Raw genomic sequence first — 16,739 nt, forward strand, 5'->3', positions numbered from 1 at the left:
CGTCGACGTGCCGGCGTCGGGCTCGCGCGTCCTGGTCGTGGGGGCGGGGCCGAGCGGACTCTCGGCGGCCTACCACCTGGTGCGCGCCGGTCACGAGGTCGTGGTCGTGGACTCGGGTCACCAGGCCGGCGGCATGATGCGCTATGGCATCCCCGCCTACCGCCTCCCGCGTGACGTCCTCGACGCCGAGGTGGCGCGCATCGTCGACCTCGGGGTCGAGGTCCGGTTCGGCACCACCGTGACCGACCTGGCAGCGACCATGCGCGAGGGTGCCTTCGATGCCGCCTTCCTCGCCGTCGGTGCCCAACTGGGCCGACGCACCTACCTGCCCGCTGGCTCGGCCGCCCGGGTGGTCGACGCCGTGACGATGCTGCACGGCCTGGAGGAGGGGGAGCGGCCGCTGCTGGGCCGGCGGGTCGCGGTCTACGGCGGCGGCAACACCGCGCTGGACGCTGCCCGCACGGCCAAGCGGCTGGGTGCCGACGACGCCGTGGTGGTCTACCGACGCACCCGCGACCAGATGCCCGCCCACGAGTCCGAGGTCCGCGAGGCGGAGGAGGAGGGGGTGGTCTTCACCTGGCTCTCGACCGTCACCCAGGTCGACGAGGGCGCGTTGACGCTCGAGCGGATGGAGCTGGACGACACCGGCTTCCCGCAGCCGACCGGTGAGGTCGTGCAGCTGGCTGCCGACGCACTCGTGCTGGCCCTCGGCCAGGAGGCCGACCTGGGGTTCCTCACGGATGTGCCCGGCGTCGTGGTGGACGACGGTGTGGTGCGCGTCGACGACCAGCTGATGACCGGCTGTCCGGGTGTCTTCGCCGGTGGCGACATGGTGCCCGACGTCCGCTCGGTGACGGTCGGCGTCGGCCACGGGCGCCGCGCGGCCGGCGCGATCGATGCCTGGCTCGCCGGTCGCGAGCCCGACCGTCCGGCGGACCGGCAGCTGGCGGAGTTCGCAGCCCTGAACACGTGGTACTTCTCCGACGCCGACCGCACCCACCGACCCCGGCTGGAGACGGTGCGTCGTGGGTCCACCTTCGACGAGGTGGTGCAGGGCCTGGACGGCGACGACGCGCTCCTCGAGGCCCGCCGGTGCCTGTCGTGCGGCAGCTGCTTCTCGTGCGACAACTGCTTCGCGGTCTGCCCCGACAACGCGGTCGTCAAGCTCGGGATGCCCGGGCAGCCCTACGCCATCGACCTGGACTACTGCAAGGGCTGCGGTCTCTGTGCCGAGGAGTGCCCGGCTGGGGCGATCGCCATGAGCCCCGAGGAGGTCTAGCGGGCCGCGCGTCGTACTGCGGGTATGGTGTGGCTCACCGCTCATCCCCCCTGGGGACCCCCCGCACGCCGGCCGCGACGGCGACCCCCGAGGAGACACCATGCGCGAGTCACGTCACGCGCTGCAGGTCGAGGGTCTGTGGAAGATCTTCGGTGACCGTGCCGACCGGGTGATCGGCACGCCCGACGCCGATCTCTCCCGCGCCGAGCTGAAGGCCAGGACCGGCTGCGTGAGCGCCGTCAAGGACGTGTCCTTCGACGTCGCCCCGGGCGAGGTGTTCGTGGTCATGGGTCTCTCGGGGTCCGGGAAGTCGACGTTGGTGCGCTGCCTGGCCCGGCTCATCGAGCCCACGTCCGGTCAGGTCACCATCGACGGCGAGGACGTGACCCGGGCGTCGGAGTCCCAGCTGCGCGAGCTGCGTCGTCACACGGTGTCGATGGTCTTCCAGCACTTCGGTCTGCTGCCGCACCGGCAGGTGATCGACAACGTGGCCTACGGGCTGGAGGTCCGCGGGGTCAAGAGGGCGGAGCGTCGCCAGCAGGCGGGGGACCTGCTCGACCTGGTGGGGCTCACCGGCTACGCCGACGCCTATCCGGACCAGCTGTCCGGGGGCATGCAGCAGCGGGTCGGTCTCGCCCGGGCGCTGGCCAACGACCCGGCGATCCTGCTGCTCGACGAGCCGTTCTCCGCGCTCGACCCGCTGATCCGTCGTGACATGCAGCGCGAGGTAGTGCGGCTCCAGGCGGAGCTGCGCAAGACGATGGTCTTCGTCACCCACGACCTCCAGGAGGCCCTGACCCTCGGGGACCGGATCCTGATCATGCGCGACGGTGAGGTGGTCCAGGTCGGCACTCCGGCCGAGGTGGTCGCCCGCCCGGTCGACGACTACGTCCGCGACTTCGTCAGCGACGTGCCCCGCTCGCACGTGCTGACCCTGGCCTACGTCATGCGCGATCCCACTCCGGAGGACTCCCTCGAGGGGCCGGTGATGTCGGTCGACACGACCGTGCGGCACGCAGCCCGGGCGGCCCTGGCCTCGGCCCACCCCGTCCAGGTGGTCGACGACGGGTCGCTCGTGGGCATCGTCGACGACGAGGCGGTCCTGCGGGTGCTCGTGTCCGAGGAGCCGGGTCCCGGCGCGACGTCGTGGCAGGCGCGGTGACGGCGGCGACGACCGAGCACGCTCGGGTCTCCCCGGCGTCGGGGGGTGGCGACGAGGCGCCGCGACCGCTCGCTCGGCGCCCGCAGCGCGCGGCGCGTCGGTGGGCCTGGCTGCTCGGGATCGTCGTGATCTGGTGGGTGGCGTCGCGGATCGGCGACGGCAGGGCGGTGCTCTACCTGCCGGGGCAGGGGACCACCGACGTCCACGACCGCTTCACCGACCTGAAGACCGACCTGATCGCGGGCCGCGACACCAACGTGCTGATGCAGGTGGTCGGCGCGCTGTCCGACGCCTTCAACGGGATCGTCGAGCACCTCCAGGGACTCGTCTCCACGCCGGACCTCCCGCGGCCCGCTCCGCAGGTCGGATGGCTCGGGGTGCTCGGCATCGCGGGCTGGGTGAGCCTGGCGGTCGCCGGGTGGCGCCACGCCCTGGGGACCATGGCGGCGCTGGCAGCGATCGGGCTCCTCGGTCTCTGGTCCGACGGCATGGACACCCTGGTCATCACCTTCTTCGCGGTCGCGGTGTGCCTGGTCCTCGGCCTGCCGCTGGCCGTGTGGATGAGCGCCAGTCGCCGGGTCGACGCGGTCGTCACACCGGTCCTCGACGTCCTCCAGACCTTTCCCGCCTTCGTCTACCTGGCGCCCATGGCCCTGTTCTTCAGCCTCGGGCCGGCCATCGCCGTGGCGGTCACCGTCCTCTACGCACTGCCGCCGGCCGTGCGGATCTCCGCGCACGCCCTCCGCGGCGTGTCCGCGACCACCCTCGAGGCGACGACCTCGCTCGGGCAGACCGGGTGGCAGCGGCTGGTCAAGGTCCAGCTCCCGATGGCGAGGCCGTCGATCATCGTCGGCGTCAACCAGACGATGATGGCGGCACTGTCGATGTCGGTGGTCGCGGGCTTCGTCAACGGTCCCGGGCTCGGCAGGCCCGTGCTCCGCGCGCTGACCGCAGGCCCCAACCAGGTGGGGGTGGCGTTCGTCGCGGGCGCGTCGATCGTGCTCATCGCGATCATGCTCGACCGGGTGACCACCGCCGCCAGCCTGCGCAGCGAGCGGGTCGCCCGGGGCGGTGGCGGCAACCGCCGGGCCGACCGACTCGTCCTCGCGGGGGCAGGCGCTGCGGCACTGGTCGCTGTCCACGTGTCGCGCACCTACTTCTCGTTCGCCGAGTTCCCGGACACCGAGGTCGGCCCGAAGGTCGCCGACGCGGTCCAGTCGGCCACCGACTGGACGACGTCGCACTTCTCCGTCCTGACCACCGGGGTCCAGGAGAGCGTGACGACGGTCCTCATCAACCCGCTCCAGGACGTCGTCGCCGGCTCGCCGTGGTTCGTCACCGGGTTGGCTCTGCTGGCGATCTCCCAGCTGCTCGCCGGATGGCGAGGGCTGCTCAGCAGCCTGGTCTGCCTGACCGGCATCTACGCCACCGACCTCTGGTACGACGCCATGGTCACGCTCACCAGCGTCCTCGTGGCCACGCTCTTCGTGATGCTCGTGGCCCTCGTGCTGGGTGTCTGGATGGCGCGGCGCCGGATCGTCGACCGGCTGCTCCGACCGCTGCTGGACGCCGCCCAGGTGATGCCGTCGTTCGTCTACCTCATCCCGGTGCTGGCGCTCTTCGGACCCGGCCGGTTCACCGCGATCGTTGCTGCGTTCGTCTATGCCGTGCCGGTCACGACCAAGCTCGTGGCCGACGGCGTCGGGCAGGTCCCCGTGACCACCGTGGAGGCGGCCACGGCCGCCGGATCGACGCCGTGGCAGCTCATCACCAAGGTGCAGCTGCCGATGGCGCGCGGGCACCTGGTCCTGGCTGCCAACCAGGGGCTGCTCTTCGTGCTGTCCATGGTCGTGATCGGCGGCCTGGTCGGAGGCGGCGCGCTCGGCTATGACGCCGTCCTCGGCTTCTCGCGCGGTGAGTTCTTCGGCAAGGGCGTCGCCGCCGGCATCGCGATCGTGCTCCTCGGGATCATGGTGGACCGGGTGGCCCGGGGCGCCGCCGGGCCCGCGCCCGGAGCCCGCACCCGCCCCGACCGCCCCCACCCCGATCTACGTCGACGTGACCGCTCCCCCCGAAAGAAGGAAGTACACCTGTGAAGCTGCAGAAGATCAGCCCCGTCGCCGGGTCCCTCGCCACCCTCGCGCTCGTCCTGAGCGCGTGCGGTGGGGGTGAGATAGCGGCGGCGGAGCAGGAGAACGAGGCGCAGGCCGCCGAGGCAGGCGACTGCGGCGAGCTCGACATGGCCGTGAACCCGTGGGTCGGCTTCGAGGCCGACGCCTACGTGGTCGGTCACCTGGCCGAGACCGAGCTCGGCTGCACGGTGAACTACAAGGACCTCAAGGAGGAGGTCTCCTGGCAGGGCTTCGGCACCGGCGAGGTGGACGTCGTGATCGAGGACTGGGGCCACCCGGACCTCGAGAAGCTCTACTTCGAGGACCAGGGCGGTGACGGCAGCGCCATGGAGCTGGGTCCGACCGGCAATGTCGGGATCATCGGCTGGTACGTCGCGCCGTGGATGGCCGAGGAGTACCCCGACATCACGGACTGGGAGAACCTCAACGACTACGCCGACCTGTTCGAGACGCCGGAGTCGGGCGGCAAGGGACAGTTCCTCGGGGCCGACCCGTCCTACGTCCAGTTCGACCAGGCGATCGTGGCCAACCTCGGCCTCGACTTCCAGGTCGTGTTCTCGGGGAGCGAGGCCGCCTCGATCGCCGCCTTCGAGAAGGCGGAGGAGAACAGGACCCCCCTCCTCGGCTACTTCTACGAGCCGCAGTGGTTCTTCTCCGAGGTGCCGCTGGTCAAGGTGGACCTCCCGGCGTTCTCCGACGGATGCCAGGACGACGCCCAGGCCGTCGCCTGCGACTACCCCGAGACCGAGCTCAAGAAGGTCGTCTCCACCGAGTTCGCGGAGTCCGGCAGCCCGGCCGTCGACCTGGTCAAGAACTTCCAGTGGACCAACGACGACCAGAACCTCGTCGCCAAGTACATCGCTGTGGACGGCATGTCCGCCGAGGACGCGGCAGCCAGGTGGGTCGAGGAGAACCCCGACAAGGTCGCGGCCTGGATGCCGTGACCTCGCGCTCCGGTAGGTCCCGGCCCCTGGATGACGACCGGCTGATGGACGCTCCGGCGGGAGTTGCGGGCCCCGGTGTCGCTGCCTCTACGGTTGCCTCATGAAGGCTTTGGTTCTGGAGAACATCCACCCCTCGGCGGTCGAGGTGCTCGAGAGCAGGGGCTACGACGTCGACCTGCGCTCCGGCGCGCTCTCGGAGCCGGAGCTGATCGACTCGCTCGACGGTGTGAGCCTGCTGGGGATCCGCTCCAACACCACGGTGACGTCTCGCGTGATCGAGGCGGCACCGGACCTCCTGGCGATCGGCTGCTTCTGCATCGGGACCAACCAGGTCGACCTCGCCGCGGCCTCGGCCCGCGGTGTCGGGGTCTTCAACGCGCCCTACTCCAACACCCGCAGCGTGGTCGAGCTGGTCATCGGCGAGATCATCGCGCTCGCGCGGCGACTGCCGGAGAAGACCCTCCGCATGCACGACGGGGTGTGGGACAAGTCGGCGCAGGGCAGCCACGAGGTGCGCGGCCGGACGATCGGCATCGTCGGCTACGGCAACATCGGCACCCAGCTCTCGACGCTCGCCGAGGCGATGGGCATGCGGGTGGTCTTCTTCGACACCGCCGACCGGCCGGCGCACGGCAACGCCCGCAGGATGCGCTCGCTGGACGAGCTCCTCGAGATCTCCGACGTGGTCACCCTGCACGTCGACGGGCGGCCCGGCAACGCGGGCTTCTTCGGCGCCCGTGAGTTCGCGATGATGAAGCCGCGGTCCATGTTCATCAACGCCTCGCGCGGCATGGTGGTCGACAACGAGTCCCTGCGCGACCACCTGGTCTCGGGCCACATCGCCGGCGCCGCGCTGGACGTCTTCCCGGTGGAGCCGAAGGTGCAGGGCGACACCTTCGAGTCCGTCCTGCGCGGGCTCGACAACGTCATCCTCACGCCCCACATCGGGGGCTCCACGCAGGAGGCGCAGGCAGAGATCGGCTGGTTCGTGGCCGGCAAGCTCACGGGCTTCGCGCTCGAAGGCAGCACGGCGCTCTCGGTCAACCTGCCGGCCGTCGCGACCCCACCGCTCAACGCGGGCCACCGCCTGGGCTTCCTGCACCACAACGTCCCCGGGGTGCTCGCCGGCTTCAACGCGCTCTTCGCCGCCGACGGCGACAACGTGGTCGGGCAGCAGCTGTCCACCCGGGACGCGCTGGGCTATGTCGTCACCGACGCGTCCGCCCCGTTGTCCGGCCACGCGATGGAGCAGCTCCTGGCCTCCGAGCACTGCCTGTGGGCGCGCACCTGGTAGTCCTCAGCCATCGACCGGGTGCGCGACCCTCGCGGCGTGCTCGCGGGCGTGGGCGATCGCGTCCGGCGTGCTGGTGAACAGGTGTCGGCGATGGGCGAGCCGGTCGTGGACGCCGAGCTCGCGCAGCACCTGCTCGTGCTCGGGCCGGACGCCGGAGAGCAGGACCGTGACGTGGCGCCCCTCGAGCCGGCTGATGGTGTCGGCGAGGACGTGGGCGCCGGTCGCGTCGATGGCGGTGACGCGGGACATGCGGAGCACGACCACGCGCACCCGGGTCACGTCGGTCAGCTCCAGCAGGAAGTCGTGGGCGGCGGCGAAGAAGAGCGGTCCGTCGAGCCGGTAGGCGACGATGTGCTCGTCCAGGAGGGCCAGCTCCTCGTCGACGTGATCGGTGTCCTCGAGCGGCACCTCCTCGAGCCGCGCCGACCGGGCGGTCTCTCGCACGGCGAAGAACCCGGCCAGCACGAGCCCGACCAGGACCGCGGTCACCAGGTCGAAGGCGATGGTCGCCACTGTGGTGATCGCCAGCACCGCGGCGTCTCCGCGTGTCGAGCGCAGGAGGGCGGCGGTGCTGGAGACGCGCACCATCTGGATCGCGGTCGCCACCAGCACCCCGGCGAGCGCCGCACGGGGGATCTCGCCGACCCAGCGAGCGGCGACCAGCACGATGACGAGCAGCACCAGGGCGTGCGTCAGCGCAGCGAGCCTGGTCGTGGCGCCCGAGCGGACGTTGACGGCCGTCCGGGCGATGGCTGCGGTCGCGGGGATACCGCCGAAGAGCGGGGCGACCAGGTTGGCCAGGCCCTGCCCGGCGAGCTCCCGGTCGGGGTCGTGGCGCTGACCGACGCTCATGGCATCGGCGACCGTGGCGGACAGCAGGCTCTCCAGGGCGGCCAGTGCGGCGACGGCCACGGCGGCCAGCAGCAACGCGTCCAGGTCGCCCCAGGGGATCCGGGGGAGTGACGGGCTCGGCAGGCTGGAGGGGACGTGGCCGATGGTCGCCGTGTCCCACCCGAGGGCCGAGGTCGCGACCGTCGCGACGACCACGGCGACCAGCGATCCGGGGACCAGGGGCAGCCTTCGGGACAGGGCGAGGACCAGGGCGATCACGCCGACGGTGATCGCCAGCGGCACCCACTGGGGGTCGCTCGCGAAGGCGGTGAGCGCGCGCCAGGAGAGGACCAGCACCTTCTCGGCGCGCACGTCGACCCCGAGGGCCCCGGGCAGCTGCTGCAGGGCGATGATCGCCGCGATCCCCAGCGTGAAGCCCTCCACAACGGGCACCGGCACGTAGCGGATGAAGCGTCCGGCGCCGGCGGCCCCGAGACCGACCAGGAGGAGCCCCGCCAGCAGACCGACGACCAGCACCCCGTCGGGTCCGTGGCTCGCGACGATCGGCACCAGGACGACGGTCATGGCGCCGGTCGGTCCGCTCACCTGGAAGCGGCTGCCGCCGAAGACCGCGGCGACCGCGCCGGCCACGATCGCGGTCACCAGGCCGGCGGTGGCGCCCATGCCGGAGCTGACGCCGAAGCCGAGCGCGAGGGGGAGGGCGACGAGGCCGACCATGACGCCGGCGACCAGGTCGCGCAGTGGTCGGCCGTGGCTCCAGTCGGCCCGTCGGGGCAGCAGCTGGCGGGTCCGGGCCAGGGCCGCGAGGCCGGCCCTCCTCATGCCCGGCGGACGGAGAGTTCGTCGCCCAGCTCGCCCTGTGCGGCGATGATCCCGGACAGGATGCTCCGCGCCGCGAGGAGCAGGTCGCGCACCTCGGGGACGCTGACGGAGTAGACGACCTCGCCGCCCTCGCGCCGCGAGACCACCAACGACGTGCGGCGCAGCACGGCGAGCTGCTGGGAGAGGTTGCTCGGCTCGATCGCGATCAGCTCCAGCAGCTCGTGGACGGCGTGGTCGCGCTCCGTGAGGAGCTCGAGGATCCGGATCCTCGCCGGGTGGCCGAGCGTCTTGAAGAACTCGGCCTTGGCCTGGTAGAGCGGCACCGTCATGAGATGAAGACTACACGAAGTGAAGAAGTCTTCATGTATTGGGTTCGGCAGGCCCCGGTCGACCGAGCAGCCGTTGACCAACCTCGGTGAGGGACTCTCGTGTGGCCGCCGTCACACCAACCGATCTGAGAGGTGCCGTCCATGCCTGATGCCACGACCCCGTCCGAGAGCAGCACGGATCGCTTCGACGTGATCATCGTCGGGGGCGGGTCCGCGGGAGCGGTCATCGCCGCCCGGCTGACCGAGGACCCGTCGGTGCGGGTCGCCCTGGTGGAAGCCGGCGGGACCCCGCCGCCCCACGAGGCGATGCCGGCCGCCGTCGCGTCGCTCCAGCTCGACCCCGAGGTCGACTGGATGTACACCGGGGACCCCGGTGGGGCCGGCAAGGGCCTCACCGACGGTCGGATGATGGTGCCGCGCGGCAAGATGCTCGGTGGCTCGTCGGGTCTCAACTACATGGCCTACGTGCGCGGCCACCCCGGTGACTTCGACGGCTGGGCCGCCGACGGCGGCAAGGGCTGGTCCTACGACGACGTGCTGCCCTACTTCCTGAAGAGCGAGGACCTGGCTGCTCCTGAGCCGCCCGACGGCGTGGTCATCGACGACGAGGCCCACGGCGTGGGCGGCCCGCTCGGGGTCTCCGTGCGCTCACCGCGCACGGTCGCCGCCGAGCAGTTCGTCGAGGCCGCGGAGGCGACCGGCATCCCGATGGGCGACTACAACGGTCGCGACCGTGGCGGCCCCACGGGGTGCGCCTCGCTCTTCCAGACCACGACGCGCGAGGGCAAGCGCTCGTCGACGTACCATGCCTTCCTCGAGCCGGCCCTGGACCGGCCCAACCTCACGATCATCACGCACGCCCAGGTCGAGCAGGTGCTGCTCGAGCCCGACGGCGGCGGCCTGCGCGCCACGGGCGTCCGCTACCGCTCGGACGGGCGTACGACGACCATCCGCGCCGACCGTGAGGTCGTGGTCAGTGCCGGTGCGATCGGGTCGCCACAGCTGCTGCTGCTCTCCGGGATCGGTCCGAGCGCGGAGCTGGCCGAGGTGGGCGTCGAGTGCCTGCTCGACAACCCCCACGTCGGCAAGCACCTCAAGGACCACCTGCACGTGCCGCTGGCCTTCCCGGCGCCGGGGGTGGCGCTCACGATGACCGAGATCGCCATCTCGCTGGGTCCCGACGCGCTGCGCGCGCCCGCGGGGCCGCTGCCCGCCGACCCGGCCGACGACGCGGGCCTGCCGCCGGAGCTGGCTGCCCTCAAGGCCGAGGCGGAGCGACGTGTGACGGAGTGGGCGACCACCGGCAAGGGCCTGGCCTCCTCGTCGTTCTACGACGCGGTCGCGTTCTTCTCCACCGGGCTCGGCGACGAGCACACCCACGACGCGCAGATCGGCCTGCTGGCATGCGGCTACACGCCCGACATCTGGCGCCACCTCTTCCGCGTCGAGCCGGCTGACTACTTCGCCGACCCCGACACCGCACTGTCTGCTGACGCCGAGACCGTCGTGGTCCTGCCCAACCCGGTGCAGCCGCACTCGGAGGGCGAGGTGCGCCTGGTGAGCGCCGACGTGGCCGACGCCCCCCGCATCGACCTCAACTACCTCGACGACCCGCACGACGTGAGGGTCATGGTCGCGGTGATGCGGCGGGCGCTGGAAATCGTGGACAACTGGCCGGGCGCGGGCATCGGCCCCCTGATGGTGCCGCCGGCGCTGGCGCAGGCCCACGGACACACGACGGGCGAGGCGCCGAGCGACGCGTTGCTGGAGGACCTGGCGCGCCACTACGCGCTCACGGTCTACCACGAGACCTCGACGTGCCGGATGGGCAGCGTGGTCGACGCCGAGCTGCGCGTCATGGGCGTGGCCGGGCTGCGCGTGGCCGACGCGAGCGTCATGCCGACGGTGGTCAGTGGCAACACCAACGCGGCCACGATCATGATCGGCGAGCGGGCCGCCGAGATGATCGCCGGCGACCACCAGCTCACGCTGACCTCGATGGTCGGCTGACGCGTCGCGCACCCGCCGGCCTCCGGCCTCGGGCCGGCGGGTGCACCACGACGCAGACCTGGGCGCAGCCCGCCGGAGGACCCCGGTCTCGCTGACGGCGTACTGCCCCATCCGCCACAGCGGGAGCGGCGGTCATGCTGGTGCCTCCTTCGGGGTGGGTGCCAGGTGTCGACCAGCTCGTGGTGCAGGGGCGCGAGTCCGGCGCCGAGCAGCAGGCGAAGGCGGGGGTGCTGCGTGCGACCGTGCGCCGCCTGCCAGGCCCACCACACCGCCTGCATCTGGGTGGCGTAGTGCACCACGGGTGCCCACCTGTCGGGTGCCGAGACGTCGCTGCGCGCGGGTCCGAGGTGCACGAAGATCGAGTTGGTCATCTGTGACGAGACCGTGTCGCGAGACGCCCACGCGCCCCTTGTAGCGTCGACCGCATGCCCAGCCTGCGACGTGACCTCCTGCGCCGCGTGCCGTGGCGCCGCTGGGGCCGGTTCCTCGGGCACTACACGGCGTGCTGCCTCGTCGTGGCGATCGGCGCCGCTCCCGTCGTCGTGGTCCGCGCTGTCGAGGCCACCCGCTTCGACGACCGGTTGGGCACCCTGCCGGTCGAGGTCTCCCTCACCCGCAACGGGCGCTCGACCCTCGACACCGGCATCTTCGGGAAGGTCTACTGGCGCGAGACCGGCCCCTTCGGCATCGGCGCCCAGGCGCGCGTCACCGGGCCGCCCGAGGCGGGCGGGACGCTGGCGTCCTACGCCGACAGCCGCTTCATCAGCACCAACGTCGCCCTGATCAACGACCCCGACGTGGTCGTCGACGCCTACGCCGCCCAGCTCTCGGCGACGCTCCGGGACGAGATCGTCAAGGGTGAGCTCGTCGCCGGGCTGCTCGGCGGCGGGGTGCTGCTCCTGATCGTCCCGTGGCAGCGGCTGCGCCGCGCCTCGCGCACCGGCACCGTCGTGGTCGTGGGCGTGCTGGCCGTGGCGGCCACCGGGCTCTCGGCCGGTGCCGCCGTGCTGCGCTTCGACGCCTGGGAGGGCAGCAAGCCGGTGACGGGTGACCTGAGGCTCCCCGGGGTGGACCGGCTCAGCTTCGACAGCCCCGAGACCCTCGAGGTCGCCCGCCAGGTGCAGCCCTTCATCGAGAAGAACACCCAGCGCATCGAGCAGCGGGGCGCGGCCTACGTCGCCGAGGCGCAGGAGAGCTTCGCCGCGACGCTCGAGGTCCGCGGTGAGGCGCTGCGACCCCGGGAGGGCGAGACGTTGGTGCTCGCCGAGGGCGACCCGCAGGGCAGCCTCGTCGGCACCCGGGCGCGGTCCGCGATCTACGCCGACCTCCTGACCTACCTGGGACCTGACGCGGTCACCGTCCGCACCATCTCCGGCGACATCACCTCCAACGGCACCGTGGCCGAGAAGGCCTTCGTGGAGGACGAGGCTCGGGCCGCAGGCGACCTGCCGGTGGTCGCGGTCGCCGGCGACCACGACACGGAGGCCACCTGGCAGCAGATGGAGGACGCGGGGATGGAGACCCCCGACCTCGACTCCGTCGACGTCGGCGACCTGCGCGTCGCGGGAGCCCACGACCGGGAGCACAAGGCGCTCTTCGGCGCGCTGGTGGAGAACACCGCCGGCATCAGCGAGGAGGAGCTCGGCGCCCAGCTGCGCGAGGCCGTGGGTGACGACCCGTCCGTGGTGCTGCTGCACCAGCCCGACGCCGCGGCCGGCTTCCTCGGCATCGATGACCTCGACGCCGTGCGTGAGCTGCCCCCCAGCCTGACCACGCCGGTCGAGGACGGGATCCCCGACCAGCTGCCCGGCACGGTGAGCATCGGCCACCTCCACGAGACCGCCGGTCCCTGGGTCATCTGGAACACCGACGGTGACCAGGTCACCTGGACGGTGGTCGACCAGCTCGGCACCTCGGGCGGTGTGGAGAACGCCCCGACCTTCAACCGCTTCAGCACGCCGGTCTCGGTGCCCCTCAAGCCGGTCTCCGTGCGCCTGCAGTACGTCGACGTGACCTCCGGTCTCCAGACCGGTTACGCCACGCTCGTGTGCGAGGTCGACGCCACGTGCAGCCTCTCCGACCGGGTGGACGTGGGCCTGCCCGGGGGCGAGCCGGGGCCGGTGCCGGGCGGCTGACCCATCAGGCGGCGGGCCGGGCCGCGGCGGTCGTGCCCATCAGCAGGTGCCCGCGTCGCAGCCCCTGCTCGAAGGCCACGGGATAGAGGTCGGTCGCCCGCGCCTTGTCGAACAGGCCGGTGGGCAGGATGCCGGCAATCCGCGCCATGTCACGCGAGGGACGGATCAGCGTGGTCTCGCTCTCGGGGTGGCGCACCCGCCGGCGCCGCAGCTCGCGCTCCAGCAGGAAGCCCGTCGTGCGTCCCAGGGGGCCGAGGACGACGCCCGACAGCGGTGCCACCACGATGACGTGGGCCGCGCGGGAGGCGGCGTCGACGGAGGTGGCGGACCACATCCCGCCGTCGACGTAGAGCCGGCCGTCGACGCGGTGCGGTGGCAGCAGCCCCGGCACGGCCGACGAGGCGGCGACCAGGTCGGCGAGGGCGTGGCCGCCGCCGTCGAGGATGTGGCGGCGGGCGGTGCGCAGGCACAGGGCCGAGGCCGACACCAGGGGGTGTCGGGCCTCGCCGAAGGCCTCACGTGCGATGTCAGCGAGGACGCCGGGCCGCCGCGTCGGCAGGGACGGCACCTCCAGCGCGGCCAGGTCGTCGTAGGTCAGGCCCAGCGCCATCGCCGACGCCGTCCACGACCCGGCCGAGGTGCCCAGGGCGGGCGCCGTGGCCACCGGCACGCCAGCTGCGGCCAGCCCGGCGGCGACGCCGGCGGTGTAGCTGATCCCGAAGACGCCACCCCCGCCGTAGACCATCGCGAACGGGCGGAGCGGGGGGAGCGGGGCAAGCGGGACGGCGGTCGCTGTCTGTCCCGCTGCTCGCGGGACGTCGTGGTGCCTCATGGATGCCTCCCCGTCTCCGGTGTGTCCGTGAGGACTCCATCGGCGGGGAGGGCGCCTACCTGAGGGTCAGGGGGTGCCGAGCAAGCCGCCGGCCAGGCCGCCGACGAGACCGTCGACGGCGTCGGTGACGTCGTCGGTCAGTCCGCCCACCGGGCCGGTGACGGGCTGCGTGGCCCCGCCCGTGACCTGGTCGAGCGTCCCGGTGAGGCCCTCGACGACGGGGTCCACCAGGGCTGACGCGGGGCCGGGGCGGTCGGGCCCCGGTCCGGGGTCGACCGGCCCGGGATCGACCGGCTCAGGGTCGATCGGCTCGGGGTCCACCGGGCCGGGTTCCACGGGGTCGACCGGGCCCGGGTCGGTGACACCGGGCGTCGCGGGAGCCTGGTCGTCGGTCGCGGCCGGGACGACGGCCGGGTCCGCCTCCGGTCGGTCGTCGTCCTGGCCCGGGGACGTGCGCGCGGCGACCGGGGTCAGCGCGGGGTGCTTCACGATCGCCTGGGCCGGCGCCAGGGCCGACGGCACGCCGAGGTCGAGGTCGGGTGCCACCTTGATGACCACGAACGAGGCGACCAGCACCATCACGAAGGCGACGGCACTGACCCCCAGGGCGCCGTAGCCGATCCGCGCGTCGCGCTGGTAGCGCGAGAGCGGTCGCTTCCGGGGTCGGTGGATCACCATCACAGCGGAGCAAGTTACCGGACCCGCATCCCCTATGTTGGGGAAAATCGCGAAGCCTGACCGATCGGATGACCGGTCAGGCCTCGCGGTGGTCCAGACCTGCCCCGAGCGTCGCGGCGGCGGCCTGCGGGGAGTCCTCAGCGGCGCAGGACCTGGCCCTTCACGACGAACTTGCGGTTGTCTCCCGTGGGCACGCCCTGGCAGGAGAAGAACGGCTGGCGCTTGAAGCAGCGGAAGCTGGTGTTGGCGTTGACCAGCGTCACGATCGCGCTCTGCACGGCGTTGCGGCTGAAGGTGAAGCTGGCCGAGCCGACGCCCTTGCGGGTCAGGGTGATCGGCTTCTTCGTCCAGGCACCCTTCCGCTTCTTGACGATGAGGTAGGCCGCACTGCCGGAGGCGCGGTTGGGGGCGTCCACGACGACCCGCAGCTTCCAGCGCTTGCCCTTGAGGGAGGAGCCCGGACGGAAGACCACGTGGTTGGCGGCCATGTGGTCGATGCGGGTGGAGGTGACGCCGCGACGCGAGGCCTTGCCCAGGACGAAGGCCTTCTTGACGCGGGCCGACGGCCACGCCCTGCCCTCGCGATAGGCCTTCGAGGCGATCGCGTTGGCGGCGGCATAGGCGCGGAACACGGTGGTGAAGCCGCCCCGTCGGGCGAGCACCTTCTTCAGCGCCTTGGTGGAGTAGAGGTTGCCGGCGCCCTTGAAGGCCCCGGCCTGCACCCACACGCTCTTGACCAGGGCGTTGCCGTAGCGCTGGGTGAGGTACTCCCAGAAGGCCCAGTTGCCGTAGTGGGTCAGGCCCTCGGGGTTGAAGACGTCGAGCGGGATGCCGGGGTTGCGGACCTGGCCGGCGCCGAGGTACTGACGGTTGTCGTCGACGGCATCGGCGAAGCGCTCCTCCATCCACGTGGCGGTGGACTCCAGGAGCCACTTGTCCTCGTGGTAGTCGTAGGCGAACTGGATCGCGTGGAAGAACTCGTGGGCCGCGGTCACCTTCAGGCTCTGCGCCGGCGGGGCGCCGAACTGGGCCTTGGCGAAGTCGTCGTCGAGGACGCAGAAGCCCGAGGCGACGAACTTGCTGCCCGGCGCGCGGTACTCCGGGGCGCAGTAGCCGTAGACGCCGCGGCTGCCGAGCTCCTTGAGGTAGACGTCGAACTTGTTGTTGCCCCCGACCCCACGGTCGGCGACGGGGCGGCGGTAGCCGAGCTTGCCGACCTCGAACTTCCAGACCTTGTTCATCGTCGCGAGCGACTTCTTCGCCCAGCGGTCGCTGGGCGGAGCGTCCGCCGAGGAGCGCACCCAGTGCAGGCAGATGACGGGGGAGCACTTCTTGGTGGAGCGGGTGCTGTAGCCGTCACCGAAGGGGTCGCCTCCGCCGTCGCTGGGCCGGGCCAGCAGCGCGTCGGCCCGGAGCCGGTCGTCGCCGCTGAGCCGTGAGCGGACGGCGTAGAGGTCGGTGAGCGCGAGCGTGGCGTCCGGGCGCGGGGACGCGGCGCGCTCGGAGCCGGTGCCCCGCAGGGCCCGGACCGCGCGGTCGAGCACGGCTCCCGGCGAGTCGTCGACGGCCACCGGGGCGATCGTCGCGGCGTTGCGGGTGATGGCGGCGGTGGCAGTGGGGGCGGCGGTCGTGGCTGCCTGGCTGGACACCACGGGCAGGACGGTGACCGCCGTGCTCATGGCCACGACGACGGCAGCGATGGTGCGACGCATGGAGGTGGTTCCCCTCGATCTCGAGATGCCCCGGCCGCGGGAGCGGCGGTCCGGGTTCGTGCGGAGCCTCCCCCCGACGTGGGGGGACAAACGCCCTCTCAGCTGCCCGCGGAGATCTTCTCGATCAGGGCGGTGGTGGAGATGGCGGGAGTGCGGGTGAGGTAGACGACCTCGCAGATGTCGCCGAACTCGTCGAACTTGCCGGCCCAGTCGTCGCCCATCACGAGGACGTCGGCGCCGTGGTGCTCGATGTAGTGACGCTTGAGCTCGAGGCTCTCCTCGACGAAGACCTCGCTGACCGCCTTGAGGGCGGCCACGATCTCGAGTCGCTCGCGCTGGCTGAAGACCGGCTCGCGGCCCTTCTTGCGCAGGTTCAGCTCGTCGGCCGAGACCCCCACGACGAGGCGGTCGCCCAGCGCGGCGGCACGCTCGATCACGCGGAGGTGGCCGACGTGGAAGACGTCGAAGGTGCCGAAGGTGATGACCGTGCGCGGCCCGTCGGTGGACATGGGGCCAGATTCTCGCACGCCCGTGAGGGGGAGCCGCGCACGTGGTCGG

13 protein-coding genes are annotated in these 16,739 nt (G+C 72.1%); 7 read left to right on the forward strand and 6 right to left on the reverse strand.

Annotated features, from left to right (window positions below; all coding sequences use genetic code 11):
* From AAG827_RS08175 to serA, 5 genes are all read left to right on the forward strand, one after another.
* Positions 1–1,279 (forward strand): NAD(P)-binding protein (locus AAG827_RS08175; RefSeq protein ID WP_341925418.1); only part of this gene is annotated, 1,279 nt, incomplete at its 5' end.
* Between the two features lie 100 nt (positions 1,280–1,379).
* Positions 1,380–2,441 carry a glycine betaine/L-proline ABC transporter ATP-binding protein gene (locus AAG827_RS08180; protein ID WP_341925419.1) on the forward strand — a complete coding sequence of 354 codons (1,062 nt, stop codon included), beginning with the start codon at positions 1,380–1,382 and terminating at the stop codon, positions 2,439–2,441.
* Positions 2,426–4,537 carry an ABC transporter permease subunit gene (locus AAG827_RS08185; RefSeq protein WP_341925420.1) on the forward strand — a complete coding sequence of 704 codons (2,112 nt, stop codon included), beginning with the start codon at positions 2,426–2,428 and terminating at the stop codon, positions 4,535–4,537. Before AAG827_RS08180 ends, AAG827_RS08185 begins: the two co-directional genes overlap by 16 nt.
* On the forward strand, positions 4,534–5,517 hold the full coding sequence (locus AAG827_RS08190; RefSeq protein ID WP_341925421.1) for an ABC transporter substrate-binding protein: 984 nt from the start codon (positions 4,534–4,536) through the stop codon (positions 5,515–5,517). Before AAG827_RS08185 ends, AAG827_RS08190 begins: the two co-directional genes overlap by 4 nt.
* A 100-nt stretch (positions 5,518–5,617) precedes the next feature.
* The gene (serA, locus tag AAG827_RS08195; RefSeq protein ID WP_341925422.1) at positions 5,618–6,811 is read left to right on the forward strand and encodes a phosphoglycerate dehydrogenase; all 1,194 of its coding nucleotides are present in this window, start codon (positions 5,618–5,620) and stop codon (positions 6,809–6,811) included.
* Positions 6,812–6,814: 3 nt separating this feature from the next.
* Here serA and AAG827_RS08200 read toward each other — a convergent pair whose 3' ends face one another.
* Both AAG827_RS08200 and AAG827_RS08205 read right to left on the reverse strand, forming a co-directional pair.
* Complete coding sequence (locus AAG827_RS08200; RefSeq protein WP_341925423.1) at positions 6,815–8,485, reverse strand: SulP family inorganic anion transporter; 1,671 nt, start codon at positions 8,483–8,485, stop codon at positions 6,815–6,817.
* A complete protein-coding gene (locus AAG827_RS08205) occupies positions 8,482–8,814 on the reverse strand; it encodes a metalloregulator ArsR/SmtB family transcription factor (RefSeq protein ID WP_341925425.1) in 333 nt (110 codons plus the stop codon). The genes AAG827_RS08200 and AAG827_RS08205 overlap by 4 nt, the downstream gene beginning before the upstream one ends.
* A gap of 141 nt (positions 8,815–8,955) precedes the next feature.
* Between AAG827_RS08205 and AAG827_RS08210 the strand changes: the two genes are divergently transcribed.
* Complete coding sequence (locus tag AAG827_RS08210) at positions 8,956–10,824, forward strand: GMC family oxidoreductase N-terminal domain-containing protein (RefSeq protein ID WP_341925426.1); 1,869 nt, start codon at positions 8,956–8,958, stop codon at positions 10,822–10,824.
* A gap of 425 nt (positions 10,825–11,249) precedes the next feature.
* On the forward strand, positions 11,250–12,959 hold the full coding sequence (locus AAG827_RS08215; protein ID WP_341925427.1) for a hypothetical protein: 1,710 nt from the start codon (positions 11,250–11,252) through the stop codon (positions 12,957–12,959).
* A gap of 4 nt (positions 12,960–12,963) precedes the next feature.
* Here AAG827_RS08215 and AAG827_RS08220 read toward each other — a convergent pair whose 3' ends face one another.
* The 4 genes from AAG827_RS08220 to AAG827_RS08235 all read right to left on the reverse strand — a co-directional run bounded on the left by AAG827_RS08220 (position 12,964) and on the right by AAG827_RS08235 (position 16,690).
* Positions 12,964–13,791, reverse strand: a complete 828-nt coding sequence (locus tag AAG827_RS08220; protein WP_341925428.1) for a patatin-like phospholipase family protein — start codon at positions 13,789–13,791, stop codon at positions 12,964–12,966.
* Between the two features lie 66 nt (positions 13,792–13,857).
* Positions 13,858–14,466 (reverse strand): hypothetical protein, encoded by a 609-nt coding sequence (locus AAG827_RS08225; RefSeq protein WP_341925429.1) that lies wholly within the window; start codon positions 14,464–14,466, stop codon positions 13,858–13,860.
* Between the two features lie 140 nt (positions 14,467–14,606).
* On the reverse strand, positions 14,607–16,181 hold the full coding sequence (locus AAG827_RS08230; RefSeq protein WP_341925430.1) for an MXAN_6640 family putative metalloprotease: 1,575 nt from the start codon (positions 16,179–16,181) through the stop codon (positions 14,607–14,609).
* A gap of 98 nt (positions 16,182–16,279) precedes the next feature.
* On the reverse strand, positions 16,280–16,690 hold the full coding sequence (locus tag AAG827_RS08235; RefSeq protein ID WP_341925431.1) for an adenylyltransferase/cytidyltransferase family protein: 411 nt from the start codon (positions 16,688–16,690) through the stop codon (positions 16,280–16,282).
* Positions 16,691–16,739 lie beyond the last annotated feature (49 nt).

The organism is Nocardioides psychrotolerans (assembly GCF_943371775.1).
GTDB lineage: Bacteria > Actinomycetota > Actinomycetes > Propionibacteriales > Nocardioidaceae > Nocardioides > Nocardioides psychrotolerans_A.